General features: G+C 61.8%; 13 protein-coding genes and 1 pseudogene. 9 read left to right on the forward strand and 5 right to left on the reverse strand.

Going from position 1 to position 21,302, the window contains the following annotated elements:
* Positions 1–1,215, reverse strand: a pseudogene (locus AACY08_RS24700) (type IV secretion protein Rhs); the annotation flags it as partial.
* A gap of 202 nt (positions 1,216–1,417) precedes the next feature.
* On the opposite strand from AACY08_RS24700, the gene lexA reads away from it, so the two are divergent.
* The 6 genes from lexA (at position 1,418) to uvrA (ending at position 11,480) form a co-directional block, all read left to right on the forward strand.
* Positions 1,418–2,035, forward strand: coding sequence for a transcriptional repressor LexA (gene lexA, locus AACY08_RS24705; RefSeq protein WP_339471764.1), 618 nt, complete (start codon positions 1,418–1,420; stop codon positions 2,033–2,035).
* The gene (gene imuA / locus AACY08_RS24710; RefSeq protein WP_339471765.1) at positions 2,035–2,649 is read left to right on the forward strand and encodes a translesion DNA synthesis-associated protein ImuA; all 615 of its coding nucleotides are present in this window, start codon (positions 2,035–2,037) and stop codon (positions 2,647–2,649) included. Before lexA ends, imuA begins: the two co-directional genes overlap by 1 nt.
* A gap of 7 nt (positions 2,650–2,656) precedes the next feature.
* Positions 2,657–4,069, forward strand: a complete 1,413-nt coding sequence (locus tag AACY08_RS24715) for a Y-family DNA polymerase (protein WP_339471766.1) — start codon at positions 2,657–2,659, stop codon at positions 4,067–4,069.
* Positions 4,045–7,137, forward strand: a complete 3,093-nt coding sequence (locus tag AACY08_RS24720) for an error-prone DNA polymerase (RefSeq protein ID WP_339471767.1) — start codon at positions 4,045–4,047, stop codon at positions 7,135–7,137. Before AACY08_RS24715 ends, AACY08_RS24720 begins: the two co-directional genes overlap by 25 nt.
* A gap of 108 nt (positions 7,138–7,245) precedes the next feature.
* Positions 7,246–8,964 carry an ATP-binding protein gene (locus AACY08_RS24725; RefSeq protein WP_339471768.1) on the forward strand — a complete coding sequence of 573 codons (1,719 nt, stop codon included), beginning with the start codon at positions 7,246–7,248 and terminating at the stop codon, positions 8,962–8,964.
* The gene (gene uvrA, locus AACY08_RS24730) at positions 8,961–11,480 is read left to right on the forward strand and encodes an excinuclease ABC subunit UvrA (protein ID WP_339471770.1); all 2,520 of its coding nucleotides are present in this window, start codon (positions 8,961–8,963) and stop codon (positions 11,478–11,480) included. The genes AACY08_RS24725 and uvrA overlap by 4 nt, the downstream gene beginning before the upstream one ends.
* Before the next feature lie 59 nt (positions 11,481–11,539).
* Here the strand turns inward: uvrA and tkt are convergent, their stop codons facing one another.
* Positions 11,540–13,597, reverse strand: coding sequence for a transketolase (tkt, locus tag AACY08_RS24735; RefSeq protein WP_339471771.1), 2,058 nt, complete (start codon positions 13,595–13,597; stop codon positions 11,540–11,542).
* A 175-nt stretch (positions 13,598–13,772) separates the two neighbouring features.
* Here tkt and AACY08_RS24740 point away from each other — a divergent pair, with 175 nt between their 5' ends.
* Entirely contained in the window at positions 13,773–13,997 is a 225-nt protein-coding gene (locus tag AACY08_RS24740) for a DUF465 domain-containing protein (protein WP_339415846.1), read from the forward strand.
* A 156-nt stretch (positions 13,998–14,153) separates the two neighbouring features.
* Here the strand turns inward: AACY08_RS24740 and hglS are convergent, their stop codons facing one another.
* Positions 14,154–15,530, reverse strand: coding sequence for a 2-oxoadipate dioxygenase/decarboxylase HglS (gene hglS, locus AACY08_RS24745; protein ID WP_339471772.1), 1,377 nt, complete (start codon positions 15,528–15,530; stop codon positions 14,154–14,156).
* A gap of 289 nt (positions 15,531–15,819) precedes the next feature.
* Here hglS and AACY08_RS24750 point away from each other — a divergent pair, with 289 nt between their 5' ends.
* Both AACY08_RS24750 and AACY08_RS24755 read left to right on the forward strand, forming a co-directional pair.
* Positions 15,820–17,229: an OprD family outer membrane porin gene (locus AACY08_RS24750; protein ID WP_339471773.1), complete on the forward strand. Its 1,410-nt coding sequence runs from the start codon at positions 15,820–15,822 to the stop codon at positions 17,227–17,229.
* Positions 17,230–17,298: 69 nt separating this feature from the next.
* Positions 17,299–19,935 (forward strand): MGH1-like glycoside hydrolase domain-containing protein, encoded by a 2,637-nt coding sequence (locus AACY08_RS24755; protein WP_339471774.1) that lies wholly within the window; start codon positions 17,299–17,301, stop codon positions 19,933–19,935.
* Between the two features lie 124 nt (positions 19,936–20,059).
* Here AACY08_RS24755 and AACY08_RS24760 read toward each other — a convergent pair whose 3' ends face one another.
* Together AACY08_RS24760 and AACY08_RS24765 are read right to left on the reverse strand one after the other, a co-directional pair.
* A complete protein-coding gene (locus AACY08_RS24760; protein WP_065880674.1) occupies positions 20,060–20,374 on the reverse strand; it encodes an SCP2 sterol-binding domain-containing protein in 315 nt (104 codons plus the stop codon).
* Positions 20,375–20,430: 56 nt separating this feature from the next.
* A complete protein-coding gene (locus tag AACY08_RS24765; RefSeq protein WP_339471775.1) occupies positions 20,431–21,141 on the reverse strand; it encodes a histidine phosphatase family protein in 711 nt (236 codons plus the stop codon).
* Positions 21,142–21,302: the final 161 nt, after the last annotated feature.

A 21,302-nucleotide genomic window follows, 5' to 3' on the forward strand; every position in this document is an offset into this window, starting at 1 on the left:
AGGCTCCAGCCGCACCAACACCGTCCGCTGTTCCAGCTTGTCCCTAACCATCGTCACCGGATTGGAAACCACCTGATCCCCAACCTTCAGCGGCACATCCGGAATCACCCTGATCGGCGTCGCCGGGCCCCCCAGCAGAATCGGTTTGGCCAGCTCTGCATGGTCTTCCACGCGTGCCTTCCCGAACTGCCCAGCCATATGTTCCAACCATCTGCCCGCTCGCTGAGACTTGATGCCCCCCAGCACCTTCGCACTCATGCGCACCGCCATGCCCATCCCGGCAGTAGCAAGACTCAGCAACAAATTGATCAATACCTCGGCGCTGATTTCCCCCAGCAACTCGTTCATGTACGCCGGCGGCAACAGCCGCATCCAGCTGACCATCGCCGACAGATAGATAAACATCAGCGGCTCATCGCTCAGCACTAACAAGCCCTTAGCGATGCTTTCGGTGCCGAGTTTCAGCAGCTGTTCAAATTGGTCCTGAGACAGGTAATGCAGAAGTTTTTCGGCATGCCCCAGCGGGTCTGAAAGCCACTGAAACAGCTGCTTGATGGTGTCCCACAGTGAATGCAACGCCTCACCAAACCCGCGGGCATAGCCTTGATGCAGTGAGAGGTAGCGCTTGAGGAAGTTGGCTTCGGAATAACCCTTCCACAGCGGCTCGAAGGTGCTGCTCCATTCCGCGCGCAGCCAACCTTCCAGTGGTGCGATAACCGACTGATAAGAGGCGTACAACGCCTTGAAATGCGCTTTGGAAACAGTGGGGTAGAAACTGACCCGGTACTGCTGGTTGCGATCACATTCTGTGATTTCGAGAATGCCGCTGGGGCCAATCGTCTTATGGATCGGCTCACCCAGCGGGCCACCGCTGGGGTCGATGCGTTGCACCATCACGGGCGTACTGCCAATGGGCACGAACCGTGAACTCTGGAACATATGCACCAGGGTCAGCGTGCCGTTGGCCTGGCAGGTTGCGGTGGTGGTGCTGGGAAAAAGCGAAGGGCTGATCGGCGCGACCAGCGTCACTTCATCCCCGACCTTGAATACCTGTTCGATATCCAATGCCGAAAAGCTGAAAAAATTCTCGGCCCAGGCGTCGTAGTGATTAAGGCAGCGCTTGAAGTCGCTGATAACGGCTTCGACGTCTCGCGCCTTCGAATCCATGATGGCCAGCACCAAATAGCCAATTGCTTGGCTGGTTATGCCTATCATGAAGCAGCCCCATCAGCTGGGGCCCACACAAAAAACGCCATCTGCAATCCCTCGCGCTGTGTATTCAGGCGAAGGACTTTGCGGACCTTTTCAGGGGAGGGGAGTAGAGGTAATCCGACCATCACGTGGGACGTTTCGACAACGCTCGTTCTTCCTCCACGCGACTGGCGGCTATTGTCAGAAACTCCCCAAAAGAGTACAAGTGTACTCCATGACGACTCTGACCCCACGCCGTACCGCCATCCTGACCTTTATCCGCGACCGCATCGCGCAGCAAGGCCAGCCACCCAGCCTCGCCGAGATTGCCGAGGCGTTCGGCTTTGCCTCGCGCAGCGTGGCGCGCAAGCATGTGCTGGCGCTGACCGAAGCCGGGTTTATCGAGGTCAACCCTAACCAGGCCAGGGGCATTCGCCTGCTCAATCAACCGGTGCGCCCGGAATGGCTGGATGTGCCGGTGCTCGGTCGAGTCGCTGCCGGTTTGCCCATCGGCGCCGATGCCGAAGTGCACAGCCGCCTGCAACTCGACCCGTCTACCTTCGCAAAAACTCCGGACTATCTGTTGCGGGTGCAGGGTGACTCAATGATTGAGGACGGCATCCTCGATGGTGACCTGGTCGGCGTACGACGCAGTGCCGAGGCGTTGAATGGGCAGATTGTGGTGGCGCGCCTGGACGGTGAAGTGACCATCAAGCGGTTCGAACGCAATGGCGACAGCGTGCGCTTGCTGCCGCGCAACCCCGCGTACCAGCCTATCGTGGTGGGGCCCGACCAGGACCTGGCCATCGAAGGCGTGTTCTGCGGTTTGGTGAGGCAAGGCTGATGGGCGCCGTGATTGCACTGGACACGCTGTTCAATGGCGGGCGTGTCTGGAAAGGCCGACCTGCCGCGCCGCCGGCGAGTGTGCATCCCACGGGGTTGGCGGCGCTGGATGCGGTGTTGCCCACGGGCGGCTGGCCGGAGGCGGCCTTGAGTGAAATCCTCATGGCCAAGGACGGTGTGGGTGAGCTGCAACTGGTGCTGCCGACCCTGGCGCGCTTATCAAAGGCGAGGGAGCGAATTGTATTGGTGGCGCCGCCTTATACGCCCTACCCGCATGCGTGGCAGAATGCCGGGGTCGATCTGCGCCTGCTCTCGGTGATCCAGGCCGAGGAGCGCGACGCCTTATGGGCAGTGGAGCAGTGCCTGCGTTCCGGCAGTTGCGGCGCGGTGTTGTGCTGGCCGCGCAAGGCTGATGACCGGGCGCTGCGTCGCCTGCAAGTCGCGGCGGAAACCGGGCAGACCCTGGCATTTGCCTGGCGCGCCTTGGGCGAGGCGATCAACTCATCGCCCGCCGCCTTGCGCTTGGCGGTCGAGGCCAAGCCCGCGCAGGTGCGAGTGCTCAAGTGCCGGGGCGGCCTGGCCCATCCGGCGCCGATTGCGCTGGCGGGGCACTGAGGTTGCCATGCGCTGGGTGTGTATTGTTTTCCCGCAATTGGCGCTGGACGGGGTGCTGCGTGTGCACCCCGAACCGGACCAACCCCTGGCCCTGCTGGCCGGCACGCCGCAGCGACGCGTGCTGCAAACCGTCAATGACGCCGCCCGCGCCTTGGGCCTGCGCCCCGGTCAATCCCTGACGGCTGCGAATGCCCTGGCCAAGACCTTTGCCAGCGCCGAATACGACCCTGCCGAGATCGAGCGCTACCAACAGTTCCTCGCCGCCTGGGCCTACCAGTTCAGCTCCCAAGTCAGCCTGTATTACCCGCGGGCCTTGCTGTTCGAGATCGAATCGAGCCTGGGGCTGTTCGGGCCGTGGCCGCGGTTTGAAGCGCGCTTGCGCAAGGAATTGACCGAACTGGGCTTTCGTCACCGTATCGTCGCGGCGCCCAACCCGGCCGCCGCGCGGGTGCTGGCGAATATCGATGATGGCCTGGCGGTTACCGATGACGTCCTGATGCAGGCCCTGGCGCCGCTGCCCATCGACCGCGCCGGGCTCGAACCACAGGCCGCCACGGCCCTTTCGCGCATGGGCCTGCGCAGCCTGGCCCAGGTGCAGGCGTTGCCCCGGCATACCTTGGCGCGACGTTTTGATGCCAGTTTGCTCAAGCACCTGGACGCACTGACCGGGCAGCGGCCGCTGGCCCTGGCGTTCTACCAGCCGCCGGACCAGTTTGATGTGCGTATCGAGCTGAATTTCGATGTGCAATCCCACCAGGCGCTGCTGTTTCCTTTAAGACGGTTGACCGGCGATCTGTCCGCGTTTCTGTGCGGCCGCGACAGTGGCGTGCAGCGTTTCGACCTGCACCTGGAACACGCCCAGGCGCCGGACAGTGTGATCAAGGTCGGCCTGCTCAGCGCCGAGCGTGAACCGGCGATGCTGTTTGAATTGGCCCGTGGCCGCCTGGAGCACGTTCAAGTGACCTCACCGGTACGCGGCTTTCGCCTGGTGGCCCAGGACCTGCCAGTGTTCGTGCCGCAACGCCATGACCTGTTCGACGACCGCCCGCAACAGACCCTGCCGTGGGAACAATTGCGCGAGCGCCTGCGTGCGCGCTTGGGGGATGAGGCAGTGCAGGGCCTGCGCTTTCACGCCGACCATCGTCCAGAATGCGCCTGGCAAGCGGCGGCGGATAAAAATCCGTGCCAGGCCTTGAACAAAGTACAACGGCCCGGCTGGCTGCTGCACGAACCCACGCTGCTGGCCGATCACGGTGTGCACATCCTCATGGGCCCGGAACGCATCGAATCCGGCTGGTGGGACGGCGCCGATATCCGCCGTGATTACTACCTCGTCCAGACCCGCGCCGGCCAGCAAGGCTGGGCCTATCGCACCGTGGGGCAAAGCGATGGCCTGTGGCTGCAAGGCTGGTTTGCATGAGCTATGCCGAGCTGCACTGCCTGTCCAACTTCAGCTTCCAGCGCGGTGCATCCAGTGCGCTGGAGTTGTTCGAACGGGCCAAGCGCCAGGGCTACAGCGCTTTGGCGATCACCGACGAATGCACGTTGTCGGGCATCGTGCGCGCTTGGCAGGCGGCGAAGGCGGTGGCGCTGCCGCTGATTATCGGCAGCGAGATGCGCATCGAGAACGGCCCGAAACTGGTGCTGCTGGTGCAAGACCTCAGCGGCTACCAGCACCTGTGCCGCTTGATCACCCTGGCCAGGCGGCGTGCCGAAAAAGGCTGCTATCGCCTGCTGCTGGAAGACTTCGAGCAACCGTTGCCCGGCCTGCTGGCGCTGTGGGTCGCCGAAGACAGCAACACTCAAACCGAGATCCAATGGCTGCGCCGCACCTTTGCCGGGCGCTTGTGGCTGGCGGTGCATTTGCATTGCGGCCAGGACGATGCGCGCCACCTAGAGCAGCGCCTGGCACTGGCGGCCAGCCTGAAAATCCCGGCGGTGGCCTGTGGCGATGTGCATATGCATGCGCGCGGTCGCCGCGCCCTGCAAGACACCATGACTGCCATCCGTCATCACGTGCCAGTGGCCGAAGCCGGCACGCGGCTGCACCCTAATGGCGAGCGGCACCTGCGTTGCCTGGAGGCGTTAAGCACGCTGTACCCCGCGTCGCTGCTCGATGAAACCCAGGCCATCGCCCGCCGTTGCACCTTCGACCTCAGCCAATTGCGCTATCACTACCCACGCGAATTGGTCCCCACCGGCCACAACGCCCAATCCTGGCTGCGCGCCGTGACTGAAGCAGGTATCGCCCAGCGTTGGCCGCAGGGTGTCGACGCCAAGACCTTGCAGCAGATCAACAACGAACTGGAGCTGATCAGCGAGCTGGGCTATGAAAGCTACTTCCTTACGGTGCATGACATTGTGCAGTTCGCCCGCAGCCGTTCGATCCTGTGCCAGGGCCGGGGCTCGGCGGCCAACTCGGCGGTGTGTTTTGCCTTGGGCATCACCGAGATCGACCCAAGCCTGACGAGCATGTTGTTCGAGCGCTTTCTCTCCAGGGAGCGAAATGAACCGCCGGACATCGACGTGGACTTCGAACACGAACGCCGTGAAGAAGTGCTGCAGTACGTGTTTCAGCGCTACGGCCGCACACGTGCAGCGCTGACGGCGGTGGTCAGCAGTTACCACGCGAGCGGCGCGGTACGCGATGTGGCCAAGGCCTTGGGCTTGCCGCCGGACCAGATCAATGCGCTGGCCGAGTGTTGCGGGCGTTGGAGCGACGACGCGCCGCCCCTGGCGCGCCTGCGTGAAGCCGGCTTTGACCCCGAAAGCCCAATCTTGCGTCGTGTGCTCACGCTCACTCAGCAACTGATCGGCTTCCCCCGGCACCTGTCCCAGCACCCCGGCGGCTTTGTGATTTCCGAATACCCGCTGGATACCCTGGTGCCGGTGGAAAATGCGGCCATGGCCGAGCGCACGATCATCCAGTGGGACAAGGACGACCTCGACGCCGTCGGCCTGCTCAAGGTGGATATTCTCGCTCTGGGGATGCTGAGCGCGATCCGCCGCTGTTTCGACCTGCTGCGCCGCCATCGCAACCGGGATTTGAGCCTGGCGTCGGTGCCCAAGGAGGACCCGGCTACTTACGCAATGATCAGCAAGGCCGATACCATCGGCGTGTTCCAGATCGAGTCGCGGGCGCAAATGTCGATGTTGCCCAGGCTCAAGCCTCAGACGTTTTATGACTTGGTGATCGAGGTCGCCATCGTGCGGCCGGGGCCGATCCAGGGCGGCATGGTGCATCCCTATTTGCGTCGGCGTAACAAGGAGGAGGAGACGACCTATCCCTCGCCGGAACTGAAAACCGTGCTCGAGCGCACCCTGGGCATTCCGCTGTTCCAGGAACAAGTCATGCAAATCGCCATGGTCGCCGCCGACTACGGCCCCGGCGAGGCCGACCAATTGCGCCGCTCCATGGCTGCCTGGAAACGCCATGGAGGCCTGGAACCGCACCAGCAACGCCTGCGCACTGGCATGTTGAAAAACGGCTACAGCGAAGAATTTGCCGCGCAGCTCTTCGAGCAGATCAAGGGATTTGGCAGCTATGGCTTCCCTGAATCCCACGCCGCCAGTTTCGCCTTGCTGACCTACGCCAGTTGCTGGCTCAAATGCCATGAACCCGCGGCGTTTGCTTGTGCGCTGATCAACAGCTGGCCCATGGGCTTCTACAGTCCGGACCAGATCCTGCAGGATGCGCGGCGCCATCGTCTGCAGATTCGCCCGGTGGATGTGCAGGCCAGCGACTGGGATTGCAGCCTGGAACCCATCGACGGTGCACAGCCGGCGATCCGCATGGGGTTGCGCATGATCTCGGGGTTTCGCGAAGAAGATGGGCGGCGCATCGAAGCGGCGCGCCAGCGTCGGGCGTTCAGCGACATCGCTGACTTGGACGAACGCGCCGGACTGGATGCGCGTGCGCAGGCGTTGCTGGCGGATGCCGGTGCCTTACGCGCCCTGGCCGGCAACCGGCACAAGGCGCGTTGGGAAGTGGCGGGGGTGCACAAGCAACTCGGGCTGTTTGCCGGCCTGCCCAGCCCCGACGAAGCCGTGGTCGAGTTGCCGGCACCGACAGTGGGCGAGGACCTGTACGCTGACTACGCGACGGTCGGCACCACCCTTGGCCCGCATCCGTTGGCGTTGTTGCGCGCGCAATTGCGTAAGCAGCGCTGCCGCAGTTCCCAAGAGCTGATGCTGGTCGAGCATGGGCGCAACGTCAGCGTCGTCGGGTTGGTGACCGGTCGGCAGCGGCCAGGCACCGCCAGCGGTGTGACCTTTGTCACCCTGGAAGATGAATTCGGTAACCTCAATGTGGTGGTCTGGCGCGACCTGGCTGAGCGTCAGCGCCAGGCGCTGGTGGGCTCGCGCCTGCTGAAAGTGGACGGGCGCTGGGAAGCGGTGGGTGAAGTGCGGCACCTGATCGCCGGCCGGCTTACCGACCTGACGCCACTGTTGGAAGGGATAAATGTGCTCAGCCGGGACTTTCACTGAGGCAGGGGCTTGTGGAGGCGTAACCCCCTAAATTATAAGAGATGAACCATCCGCGTCCGACGCGCTCCAAATTTTTGCGACCGTCTTCTCTTAGCGCAGAGCCAACCGATGCAATTTTTATCCAACTCTCACGGCTGTGAAGGCTGGGCCGGTGAAATGGCCCGGCGGATCCGTGCATTCGATTGGTCGGACACCGAGCTGGGGGCCATTGAACAGTGGTCCACCAGCTTGCTCTGCAACGTGCAGATGATGCTCGCATCACCCGTGCCGATGGTGATGTTGTGGGGCCGCGCGGGGTACATGATCTACAACGACAGTTATTCGGTGTTTGCGGGTGGTCGCCACCCGTACCTGCTGGGCACGCCGGTAGAACTGGGCTGGCCGGAAGTGGCCGACTTCAACCGTCATGTGCTGGACACCTGCCTAGCGGGCGGGACCTTGTCGTTCAATAACAAAGACCTGGTGTTGTTGCGTAACGGCAAACCGGAAACCGTGTGGCTGGATCTCTATTACAGCCCTGTCGCTGGCGACAGTCAGCAACCCGCCGGCGTGTTGGCGATTGTGGTGGAGACCACCGAGCTGGTGAAATCCGAGCAGGTGCGCCAGGAACTCACCCATAACCTCGAGCAGCGTGTGGCCGCCGAAGTGCAGGCGCGCTCTGCCGCCGAGGATAAGTTGCGCCAGTCGCAGAAACTCGAAGCCATCGGCGGCCTGACCGGCGGCGTGGCGCACGACTTCAACAACTTGCTGCAAGTGATCGCCGGCAACCTGCACCTGCTCGCCCGCCACGAGCCGGACAACGTGCAGGTGCAGCGACGTGTCGCGGCCGCCATTGCGGCGGTGGATCGTGGTGCCAAGCTGTCATCGCAATTGCTGGCATTCGCCCGACGCCAACCGTTGTCGCCTGCGGTGTATAACCCGCAACGCATCTACGCGGGCCTGGGCGAACTGCTGCAACGAGCGCTTGGGGAAACCATCCACATCGATGTGCAGTTGCCCCAGGATTCGTGGTGCATCAACGTCGACCGCAACCAGTTGGAAAACGCACTGCTCAACCTCGCGATCAATGCCCGCGACGCCATGCAAGGTGAGGGTGTGATCCATATCACCGGCGCGAACATCATCCTCAACCCCGGCGATTGCGCGGGTAAAAGCATCAAACCCGGTGAGTACGTGCGCCTGGCTGTTACCGATATCGGCGTGGGCATGCCGCCGGCGATCCTGGCGCGGGTGTTTGAGCCATTCTTTACCACCAAGCGTAACGGGCATGGGACCGGCCTTGGCCTGAGCATGGTGTTTGGCTTTGTGCGCCAGAGCGGCGGGCATGTCGAGGTGTGGAGTGAGGAAGGGCGCGGAACCGTGGTGCAGATGTATTTCCCGCGCAGCCTCGGCGAGGAGTGCGAGGACGCCTGTGACGAGCCTCTGCCGCATGCCCATGCCCATGGCCATGAAACAATTCTGGTGGTCGAGGACAACGAAGACGTGCGCGAGACGGTCGTGGAACTGCTGGAGCAGGCGGGTTATACCGTGCTCACGGCCGAAGACGGTGACCGCGCGATGAAGATGCTACAGGCCGGTGTACCGCCGGAGCTGATTTTCACCGACGTGGTGATGCCCGGTCGCGTCAAGAGTACCGACCTGGCTGACTGGGCTCGCGCACAAACACCTCCCGTGGCGGTGCTGTTCACTTCCGGCCACACCCGCGACATTCTCTCCAGCAATCATTTGCTGAGTCCCGAGATTCATCTGCTGAGCAAACCCTACAGCCCCGAAGCCCTGACGCAACGGGTCCGCAGCGTGCTTGCCGCCCAACAAGGTTGTCCATGACTTCACAGCGCAACATCCCCTCGATCACCGCCCAACATACTGGCTTCGTCCGCGTACGCGGCGCCCGCGAACACAACCTGCGAAACGTTGATGTGGATATTCCACGGGATGCCTTGGTGGTGTTTACCGGCGTCTCGGGTTCGGGCAAATCGTCCCTGGCGTTTTCCACGGTGTATGCCGAGGCGCAGCGGCGTTATTTTGAGTCGGTGGCGCCGTATGCGCGGCGGCTGATCGACCAGGTCGGCGTGCCGGATGTGGACAGCATCGAAGGCCTGCCGCCCGCCGTGGCCCTGCAACAGCAGCGTGGTACGCCGAGTGCGCGCTCGTCAGTGGGCAGCGTCACCACGTTGTCGAGCCTGATCCGCATGCTGTACTCCCGCGCCGGCAGTTACCCGCCGGGCCAGGCGATGCTGTACGCCGAGGACTTCTCGCCGAACCTGCCGCAAGGTGCGTGCCCGCAATGTCATGGCCTTGGCCGCGTGTACGAAGTGACCGAGGCATTGATGGTGCCCGATCCCTCTTTGACTATTCGCCAGCGCGCAGTGGCGTCCTGGCCGTTAGCGTGGCAAGGGCAGAACCTGCGCGACATTCTGGTGACCCTGGGCTATGACGTGGATATCCCGTGGCGCGACCTGCCGAAAAAGCAACGCGACTGGATCCTGTTCACCGAAGAAACCCCCACTGTCCCGGTATACGCTGGCTTCACCCCCGAACAGGCCCGCGATGCGCTCAAACGCAAGCTTGAGCCCAGCTACCAAGGCACCTTCAGCGGTGCGCGGCGCTACATCCTGCACACCTTCACCCACACCCAAAGCGCGTTGATGAAAAAGCGCGTCTCGCAGTTCATGCAGGGCAGCGCTTGCCCGTTATGCGAGGGCAAACGCCTGACCAGAGCCGCGCTGTCGGTGAAGTTCGCCGGGGTGGATATCGGTGAGTTGTCGCAGTTGTCATTGGCGCAACTGGCCGAGTTGCTGCGGCCGGTGGCGGCGGGGCAGGACAAGATGAAGCTGTCGGTGGAAAAACGCCTGGCCGCACAACGTATCGCCCAGGACTTGCTCGAGCGGGTCAGTACCTTGACCGAATTGGGCTTGGGCTATTTGTCCCTGGAGCGCAGCACACCGACCTTATCGTCCGGAGAGTTGCAGCGATTGCGCCTGGCTACACAGTTGGGCTCGCAATTATTCGGCGTGATCTATGTGCTGGACGAGCCGTCGGCGGGGCTGCACCCGGCAGATGGCGAGGCGCTGTTCACCGCGCTGGATCGTTTGAAAGCGGCGGGCAACTCGTTGTTTGTGGTGGAGCACGACCTGGAAACCATGCGCCGCGCCGACTGGCTGATCGACGTGGGCCCGGCGGCCGGTGAGCATGGCGGGCAAGTGTTGTACAGCGGGCCGCCGGCGGGCCTGGCGCAGGTGGAGGCGTCGCAGACGCGTGAATACCTGTTCGCCGAAAAACGCGTGTCGAATCAGGAACGCCGCGAGCCCTCCGGCTGGCTGAAACTGGACGGCGTGACGCGTAATAATCTCAAGGCCCTTAACGTTGACTTTCCGCTGGGCTGCTTCACCGCAGTCACTGGGATTTCCGGTTCGGGCAAGTCCAGCCTGGTCAGCCAGGCGCTGCTGGAGCTGGTAGGCAGCGGCCTCGGCCGTGTGGTGGAAAACGACGAAGAGCCGAGCCTGGAAGACGACACGCCGCAAACCAGCGGTGGACGCATCAGCGCCGGGCTCGAGCTGATCCGCCGCCTGGTGCAGGTGGACCAGAAACCCATCGGCCGCACCCCGCGCTCCAACCTGGCGACCTACACCGGGCTGTTCGACAACGTGCGCAAACTGTTCGCCGCCACGCCGGCAGCCAGGAAGCGTCATTACGACGCCGGCCAGTTCTCCTTCAACGTCGCCAAGGGCCGTTGCCCGAACTGCGAGGGTGAAGGGTTTGTCAGCGTCGAGCTGCTATTCATGCCCAGCGTGTATGCGCCATGCCCGACCTGCCACGGCGCGCGGTATAACCCTGAGACGTTGGCGATCAAATGGCAGGGCTTGAGCATCGCCCAGGTGCTGGGGCTGACGGTGGAGCAGGCGGTCGACGTGTTTGCGGAACAACCCAGTGTGTTGCGTTCATTGCAAGTGCTGCGGGATATCGGCCTGGGTTACCTGCGCCTGGGGCAACCGGCGACCGAGCTGTCGGGCGGCGAAGCGCAACGCATCAAACTGGCGACCGAGTTGCAACGCAATGCGCGGGGCGCCACGTTATACGTGCTGGATGAGCCCACGACGGGGCTGCATCCACGGGATGTGGACCGCTTGCTAAGCCAGCTCAATCAGCTGGTAGATTCGGGGCATACGGTGGTTGTAGTGGAGCATGAGATGCGCGTGGTGGCGCAGAGTGATTGGGTGATTGATATCGGGCCGGGGGCAGGCGATTTGGGCGGTACAGTGGTTGCCAGCGGTAGGCCGCATAAAGTCGCCCAAAGCAAAACCAGCCGCACCGCGCCGTTCCTGGCCCGGGAGCTGAGCTAACAGACACTGAAGATCAACTGTGGGAGCAGGCAGGCCAGCCCCCACAGTTTTGATTAGTGTCAGGTCAGTTGGATTTGTGCCTTGGCTTGCCTCACTACATTCTCCAGCGTAAACCCAAACTGCTCCTGCAACTTGGCCAACGGTGCCGACGCGCCAAAGCTGTTCATGACCACTTTGGCCCCGTTCTGCCCCACATACCGATCCCAGCCCAACGGCCCCGCCTGTTCGACCACCACCCGAGCGTTCACTGCCGGCGGTAATACGCTGTCGCGATAGTCTTGATCCTGGTCTTCAAACAACTCCCAGCTGGGCATGGAGACTACCTGCGCAGCAATCCCTTCGCTTTTCAGTTGCTCATAGGCCGCCACAGCCAGGCTGACTTCACTGCCCGTCGCCAACAACAGGACTTTGGGCTCATCGCCACCCGCCAACACATAACCCCCCTTGGCCGCGCCGGACGCCGCTGCATACTTCGTACGGTCCAACGTCGGCAATGGCTGGCGCGACAACACCATGCAACTCGGTCGATGGGTTTGCGCCAGGGCCACCTTCCACAGTTCCAGGGTTTCATTCGCATCACCGGGTCGCAGGGTCAACAGCCCCGGCGTCGCGCGTAACTGCGTGAGATGCTCGATCGGTTGGTGCGTCGGCCCATCTTCACCCACGCCAATCGAGTCATGGGTAAACACAAACACCACCGGCAACTCCATGATCGCCGCCAGACGAATCGGCGGCTTCATGTAATCGCTGAACACCAGGAACGTCGAGGTGTACGGCCGCAGATAGGACAGCGCCATGCCATTGGCAATCGCGCCCATGGCGTGCTCACGAATGCCGAAGTGCAGGTTGCGTCCGCTGTAGTCGTCGGCACTGAAACGCCCGGCGCCCTCGAAGGTCAGATGGGTCTTGGTCGACGGCGACAGGTCCGCCGAGCCGCCCAGCAACCAGGGGATTTGCTCGGCAAACGCATTCAGTACTTCGCCACCGGCGGCACGGCTGGCCACGCCTTTGGGGTCGCTGTCGAAGTGAGGCACATCGTCCTGCCAGTGCTCAGGCATTTCCCCGGCGCGCATACGGCGCAGCTCGTCGGCCAGTTTCGGCTCGTATTGCTCAAGCTGCGACAGGTGCTGGTTCCAGGCTTCATACAACGGCTGGTTGCGCTCCACCAGCGCATCACGCATCACCGTGCGGGCTGCGTCGGGCACCAGGAAACTCGAATCCTGCGGCCAGCCGTAAGCCGCTTTGGTCAGCCGTATTTCTTCATCGCCCAAGGGCTCGCCATGGGCAGCGGCGGTGTTGTGTTTATGCGGCGAGCCATAGCCGATCACGCTGTCGACCACGATCAGGGTGGGCGCGCCGGTGTTGCTCTTGAAGGTCTCCAGCGCCGTGCTCAACGCCTGCAAGTCGTTGGCGTCGGTCACGTGCAAGGTGTGCCAGCCATACGCCTGGAAGCGCTTGATCACGTCCTCGCTGAAGGCCAGCTCGGTATGACCCTCGATGCTGATGGTGTTGTTGTCGTAGATCCAGCACAGGTTCTCCAGCTTCAAGTGCCCGGCCATCGACGCGGCTTCGCTGCTGATGCCTTCCATCATGTCGCCGTCACCGCACAGGGTGTAGACGTTGTAGTCGAACAACACCTTAGCGTCGCGATTGAAGCGTTTTCCCAGCCAGCGCTCGGCCATGGCCATGCCGACACTGTTCGCGCATCCCTGACCAAGTGGGCCGGTGGTGGTCTCGACCCCGGTGGTCATACGGTACTCAGGGTGGCCTGGGGTTTTCGAACCGGCCTGTCGGAACTGCTTGATATCGTCCAGGCTGATCGCCGGCTGGCCGGAACGTTTGCCATGTTCATCAATCTCGACCACGCCGGCCAAGTGCAGCAGCGAATACAGCAGCATCGACGCATGCCCCACTGACAGCACAAAGCGGTCACGGTTGGGCCAGTCGGGATGTTCCGGGTGGTAACGCAGGAAGCGGCTCCACAGCGTATAGCCTACCGGTGCCAGGCCCATGGGCGTGCCCGGATGGCCGGAGTTGGCCTTTTGCACGGCGTCCATGGCCAGGGTGCGGATCGTGTTGATGCATTGCGTGTCGACAGCGGTGGCAGCATGAGTCATGAAACCGGTCTCCCTCGAGTGACTATCTACAGTGGAGGGCGGGGCGCCAGGAAGGTTTGATCGCATCGCCGGTGCCGCGACGAACGGGGATGTGTTGACCCCGAACATGACAAGACCCCTCGCAATGGTCTAGCTTCTAGGGCGTAAGCCATTGATCAACTTGCGGAGGTACGCCATGCCAGTGAAACACGACCTGTATCAGGACTTGGGGTTGAGCAAGGAAGTCGTTCACGAACGCAGGGCGAGCGACAAACGCCTGGATTCGCTGCTCACTCAATACGACGACGCCGACAAGGAGGTATTGAAGGCGGAATCGGCAAGCGCCAGCGATGAGGATGTGGAGAAACTGAAGAAAAAGCGGTTGTTGATCAAAGACGAGATTGCGGCAAAGTTGGCTTAAGCAACAGTCCGCGTTCCCACAGGGCGCGGACATATTTATTCAGAATTGTCTGAAGGACTGGGCTCCCTTCACCGCCTATGATGCCCACCGCCTACCCGGCTCTGGGGACTGTTGCGGCGTAAGGATTGCGCCGGTGAGCCGGGTGGGTACTTCATTTCAGGCCAGCAGCGCTTGGGTGCATTCGTCTATAGAGCGCTGCTGAGTCTCGGCGTATAGCTTCAATTCATCAATCGTCCGGCGCCCCAGCGCCTTTTCAAACTCGGCTTGGTTCGAGTTCGCCGCGTAGTGGCTTTGCGCTGCATCCCCCAGGTTCGACTGGAAAATCCCCGCCGCGCTCACCGGCAGAAAATCTTCATAGACCAACGGCTCCACATCGATGTGGCCCGCCGCGATCAGTGCTTCCAGGTCGCGCGGTTGATCCGCTGTGCCGCGCGCCGCTAGGCCTTGCTCGGTGGCGAAATAGCGGAAATACGCCAGGCCCTGTTCACGCATTTGCCCGTAGTTATCCGGGAAGGCCTGGAAGTGCTGCTCCATCAATTGCATGTAACGCGCGGCGTTGCCCTCATTCGGGAAGGCGCCTAGTGCGTCGCGCGCGGCGTTCAGCAATCGGTCGTACAGCGCACGGCCTTGGGGTGTGAGCGCCACACCGCGCTGCTCGATTTCGCCGAAGCGTGCGCTGTGGCTGCCTTTGGCGTCGGTGAAGGCGATCGGTTCGTCGAGGGCCTTGAAGCTGGTCTGGCGCAGCAGGATCGGGCAATTACGGCGCGGTGGGCCTTCAATCACCGCCTTGGGGGTGATGCCTTTGCCGGGCATGGCGGCTTGGACCTGGTCGATGTCCAGCGTGCGCGGGGTAAGGTGGTTGATATGCGGGCCTTTGAAGGCAACCACGTCGGCGATCAGGCGATGCTGGCCGCTCAATTGCTGATACTGCGTGGCGGTGACGGTGGCGGTGTGGTGCCAGCGGAAGGTTTCCAACGCCTGGCGGATGAATTCATCCGCATCCACGGGGTTGAGGCCGCCGTCCTTTTCCGACTGTTCGATCAGCGCCAGGGCGCCAGGGCTGAAGATCGAGCGTTTGGCCAGGGCGGTTTCGGCGAAGGTGCGCAGGTCGGGATTCTCAATCAGTTCCAGGCGTAGCAATGAGGTAAATACGCGAAACGGGCTGGTCTGCAGCGCCTGTTCATGCACCGCGCGAAAGGCGGTGGAGTGCACGGGCACGCCAGCCGGGGTCAGGTCGTAATAGCCCACTGGCTGCATGCCCATCACCGCAAACAAGCGGCTGATGGTCGCCAGCTCTGCAGGCGTGCCCAGGCGGATCGCTCCGTGGCGTTCCATGTCCAGTCGCTGGATTTCGCCGGTGCGTTGCAGCTGCTGCGCCAAGCTCGGTTCGGCGTCGAGCACACGGGTGTTGGTCTCGGCCACCAGCTCCATCAACGCGCCATACAGAGGAACTTCATCTCGGTACATGTCGGACATGGCCTTGGAAAAACCCTTGCGGATCTCGTCTGGGCTGACATGTGCGGTGGTGGGCATAGAAAAATTCCTGATGGCGATGGCGATGAGGGTGGCCGTTGCCTTGAGTCTGTTGAGCGCAAGGCTTGCTTGCAAACGAAGAATCCTCAGGACTTCATTCTGCAAATGAATGAGATGACCTGAATATGACAAAAAACAGCCCGTGGAAAATTTCATTTTCCGGCGATTTTCCTAACTAATTCTTCACGGAGTGCGTCCCGGTCGGCATGAAAGAATCGCCACGTTTGCAAGGATGAAAGCGCCGTCATGCACATCACGCACATAAAAATACGTTTAGGGGCCGTCATTAATGAAAATTTCTACACTGGCGTTGTCGATCACCGCCGCCGTTCTTGCACAACAGGCTTACGCTGATGATTTCGGGCTCGGCGCTCTGGGTACAGGTAACGGACACAGCGGTTTCCTTGAGGACAGTCATGCGGCGATTAGTTCGCGGACCATGTACTACAACGCGGATAACCGCTCGGGGACCAACAACGATCTGCGCGAAGCGGCAACCGCGCTGCGTTTTGACTACAAATCCGGCTACACCCAAGGCACCCTTGGCGTCGGCTTCGACGTCATGGCCTTCGGCGCCCTGCGCCTGGACGGTGGCGATGGTCACACCGCAGGCCCAGGCTTGGCGGGGAACGGCAACAGTTTCTTCCCAACCAAGAATAATGGTACCGAACCGGCTGATTCCTTTGGTCGCGCGGCCGGTAATGTGAAGTTCCGCATTTCCCAGACCGAGTTGCACGTCGGTGGTGGCTTGGCGCCAGTCTTGCCGATCCTGGTCTCCAACGATAGCCGTGTGGCACCGCAAACCTTTGACGGCGGTATCCTCACCTCCAACGAGATTCGCAATGTCACCTTCACCGGCGGTGAGCTGAACCGCGCCGAAGGCCGAGCGTCCAGCAACTCCACCGGCTTGAGCGTGGCCGGCGGTATCCGCGACAGTGACAGCTTCAAGTTTGGCGGTGTGGACTACAAGCCGTTTGGTTCTTCCGACAACGCCATCGCGAAAAACCTGACGTTGCAGTACTACTACGCTCAACTGCAAGATTTCTACAAACAGAACTACGTCGGCCTGGTTCACGTATTGCCACTGGGTAATGACCAGTCGTTCAAGACCGACCTGCGCTACTTCGACAGCAGCAGCGACGGCAAGAACGGCGAGAGCGGCTACCAGTTCAACAACAACGGTGGCTACGCCAAGCACGCAGGCGAAGTCGACAACAAAACCTACAGTGCGGCCTTCACCTACCAATTGGGCGGCAGCAGCTTGATGCTCGGCCACGTTGGTGTGGGTGACGACGGCGGCTTTGTGTGGGTCAACCAGGGCAGCCTGGCCGACCCGCATGCGCAAGGCGCCGGTGGCAGCGACTTCTACCTGTTCACCGACGCTGTGGTCGGCCAGTTCTCCCGCGCGGGCGAGCAGGTCAACTTTGGCCAGTATTCGTATGACTTCAAGGCTTACGTACCTGGCCTGAAAGCGTCCGTGGCTTACCTGGACGGTACGGATATCAAGTCGAAAGTCGCCGGCGGCCCTGACCAGAAAGAAAACGAAGCGGACTTCCGCCTGGATTACGTCGTGCAGGCAGGTCCGCTGAAAGGCTTCGGTACCACTTTCCGTACCGGCACCTACCACGGTAAAAACACCGGCACTGCCGATCAGGATCAAACCCGTCTGATCTTCAACTACACGTACGCCATCTTCTAAGTCTTCATGTGCACCCGGGCGTCATTGGGCTCTACACTGCCTCTGACCTGGTAGACGATGGAGGACCCAATGGCGGCCGCACCCGACACCCGAATAGTTGGAACCATCGAAGGCCAACGCCTGGCGACGCCGGATGCCGAGCGTTGGCGCGAATGGGGCCCTTACTTGAGCGAACGCCAATGGGGCACGGTGCGCGAAGACTACAGCGCCGACGGCGACGCCTGGTCTTACTTTCCCCATGAACATGCCCGCAGCCGTGCCTACCGCTGGGGCGAAGATGGCCTGGCGGGTTTCAGCGACAAGGCGCAACGCTGGTGCCTGGGCCTGGCCCTGTGGAACGAGCGCGATGCGATCATCAAGGAGCGCCTGTTCGGCCTCAATAACGCCGAGGGCAACCACGGCGAAGACGTCAAGGAACTGTACTATTTCGTCGACGGCGTGCCGAGCCATGCCTACATGCGCATGCTCTACAAATATCCCCACGCAGCCTTTCCCTACGCCGACCTGATCAGTGAGAACGCCCGCCGTGGCCTGGAGGATGCCGAGTACGAAATCCTCGACACCGGGGTGTTCGCAGACAACCGTTACTGTGACGTCAGCGTCGAATATGCCAAGCATCAGCCCGACGACATCTTCATGCGGGTTACCGTGAAGAACCGCTCGGACCAGCCGACCCGCTTGCAGGTGCTGCCCCAACTGTGGGCGCGCAATGACTGGAGCTGGACCTTTGATGCGCCCAGGCCGCTGTTGACGTTGGACGCAGAGTCGGTGCTGGCGCGCCATCATGAACTGCCTGATCGTCAACTCAGCGCCTGGGGCCAGGATGGGGTGGAGTGGCTGTTCTGCGAGAACGAAAGCAACTATCCCAGGCTGCATGGGCAACCGGCGCCAGGCCCCTTCAAGGACGGGATCAATGATTACGTGGTCGAGGGTGTTCAAGCGGCGATTCGTCGTGACAGCGGCACCAAAGTCGCGGCGCGCTTCATTCTCGAGCTGGACGGCCTTGACAGTAAAACCCTCTACCTGCGTTTTGCTCCCGTCGACGCGCCGCAGATCAACACGCGCAAGCTGTTCGAACAGCGCCGCCAGGAGGCCGACGAGTTCTACGCCGCTTTGCAACACGGCATGGCCAGCGACGATGCGCGCAATGTGCAGCGCCAGGCGTTGGCCGGGCTGCTGTGGTCCAAGCAACTGTACTATTTCGACGTAAACCAATGGCTCGACGGCGACCCGGCGCAACCCGCGCCACCGCCCGAGCGCCTGCATATCCGCAACACTCATTGGCGACACCTGTCGAATTTCGACATTCTCTCCATGCCCGACACCTGGGAATACCCGTGGTATGCCTCGTGGGACCAGGGCTTCCAGGCGGTGGCCATGGCGCTGATCGATCCGGGATACGCCAAGCAACAGCTGTTGCTGCTGGTGAAAGACCGTTTCATGCACCCCAACGGCCAGTTGCCGGCCTATGAGTGGCGTTTTGACGACGCCAACCCGCCCGTACATGCCTGGGCCAGCTGGCGGGTGTATCAGCAGGACAAGACGCTGAACGGTGTAGGCGATATGGATTTCCTTGAGCGGATATTCCACAAGTTGCTGCTGAATTTTTCCTGGTGGGTGAACCGCAAGGATGCCGAGGGCCGCAACCTGTTCCAGGGCGGTTTCCTGGGCTTGGACAATATCGCCTTGTTCGACCGCTCGGCCGCGTTGCCGCCGGGTTACCAACTGGATCAGGCCGACGGTACGGCATGGGTCGCGGCCTATGCCCTGGACTTGATGCGCATCGGCCTGGAGCTGGCCAAGCGCAACGTCGTCTACGTCGACATCGCGGTGAAGTTTTTCGAGCACTTCCTGTACATCGCCGGCGCTATCAACCGCGTCGACGACAGTGCCGAAGGCCTTTGGGATGAGCAGGACCTGTTCTTCTACGATGTGCTGCACCGCCCCGACGGCCAGAACGAGCCGGTGCGCCTGCGCTCCATCGTCGGCCTGATGCCGCTGTTTGCCGTACTGGTGCTGGAACAGCACGAGCATGAACGTTTGGAAGGGTTGCGCGAGCGGCTCTTGGGTTTCATGCATCACCGGCCGGACTTGGCAAAGCTGGTCTCGCGCTGGAATGAGCCGGGGCAGGGCAATCGCCTGCTGCTGGCGCTGTTGCGCGGTGAGCGCACCAAAGACCTGCTGCGCCGCATGCTCGATGACAGCGAGTTTCTGGCGCCCTTTGGCGTGCGCTCCTTGTCCAAGGCCTTCGCCGAGCAACCCATGGCGTTGAAGATGAATGGCACCACGCTGAGTGCCTGCTATCAGCCAGGCGAATCCGACTCGCGCTTGTACGGCGGCAACTCCAACTGGCGCGGGCCGTTGTGGATGCCGGTGAACTATATGTTGATTGAGTCGCTGCGCGAGTTCCACCGTTACTACGCGGATAACTTCTCGGTGGAGTACCCGACGGGCAGTGGTTATCTGTCGTCGCTGGAGGAAGTAGCTGACAGCCTCAGTCAGCGGCTGACCCGGTTATTTCTAAGGGATGAAAATGGCCTGCGGCCGTCGATGGCGGGGTATGCGCAGTTGGAGGCGGATCCGGAGAGTCGTGATTTGGTGCTGTTCCATGAGTATTTCCATGGCGAGACCGGTCGTGGGCTGGGCGCGTCGCACCAGACCGGGTGGAGTGCGTTGGTGGCGTTGTTGTTGCAGCCGAAAATCTGAGTCACACCGCAGAATAAAAAGCGGGCTTGCTCGCGAATGCGGTGGGTCAGTCAACGAATATGTGACTGACCCACCGCATTCGCGAGCAAGCCCGCTCCCACAGGGATCCAGGGTTACCCGTGAATCAGGAAGGGAACAGCTCGCTCAGCTTCATCGCCAGCATCATGTCGCCTTCGGTGCGCAGCTTGCCGCCCATGAAGGCCTGCATGCCGTCGGTGGAGCCGTCGACGATGCCTTCCAGGGTTTCGCTGTCCATGACCAGGGTCACTTGGGCGTCCGGGTTTTCGCCTTCCTGCAGCTCGCAGGTCTTGTCTTTGACGACCAGGGAAAAGTTCTTGGTGTCGTCGATACGGAAACCGAACACCAGGTCCAGGCCGTCAGCGGCGGCTGGGTTGAACTTGGCTTTCATTGCTTCTACAGCTTTGGCTACGTCAGTCATGGTTTCGATCCTTTAGGGTAGAGTCCAGTGACCTTGGGGTCACGGTTGGCCGCAGTTCATCGGAAGGTGATGAGCTGCGGCGCCTTCAACAGTTGCAAGTGGGTATGGCTGTTGAAGGAAGCCAGTGTCACCTCGCGACCGCGGAATTTCAGCTGGTTGAGCGAGGTGTTAACAATTTGCCAGTTCAGTTCGAACGCCTGGGCGGCGGGCATTCGGGTAATCAGGTGGAGCAGGGCGGTGATGGTGCCGCCGGAGGTGAACACCGCGATCTTCTGCGTGTTGTCCGCCGCTTCAAGAATACGTTGCAGGCCGCCTTGGACACGCTCGACGAAACCCAACCAGCTTTCCAGTCCTGGCGTGTCATAGGTGCCGGCCAGCCAGCGTTCAATGATCAAGGCGAAGATGCGCTGGAATTCGCTGCGGTTCTGCGCGGCATTACGCAGGATCTCCAGGGCTTCGGGTTCGTGGCTGAGCAGGTCGGGGAGCAGGGCGCGGATGATCGCCTCGGCATCGAATTCGTTGAAAGCGCTGTCGACTTCCAATGCCGGTACCGGCAGGCCCAGGGCGCTGTATTGTTCGAAGGCGGCGGTGGCGGTGTGTTGCTGGCGGCGCAGGTCGCCGGCCACGCAGCGATCAAACACCAGGCCCATGTCCGCCAGGTGGCGACCGAGCACTTGCGCTTGCTCCACGCCGACGGGCGACAAGACGTCATAGTCGTCTGCACCGAAGGAGGCCTGGCCATGTCTAATCAGATAGATGCTGCCCACGTCCGTTTTCCCGGTACGTTGAAAGTCTGGCGAGGTTATGAGGATGCCTTCAAGCTGTCAATGAAAAAACATACGCTTGTTTTAAAAGCGCGTTGGAGGGCGCCTGGTGGCGGTTTGAGCACTGGCTCACGGCAAGCCCCGTCGGTATGCTGGCGTCATCC

Origin of the sequence: Pseudomonas sp. EL_65y_Pfl1_R83, assembly GCF_963970695.1 — a bacterium.
GTDB lineage: Bacteria > Pseudomonadota > Gammaproteobacteria > Pseudomonadales > Pseudomonadaceae > Aquipseudomonas > Aquipseudomonas tritici.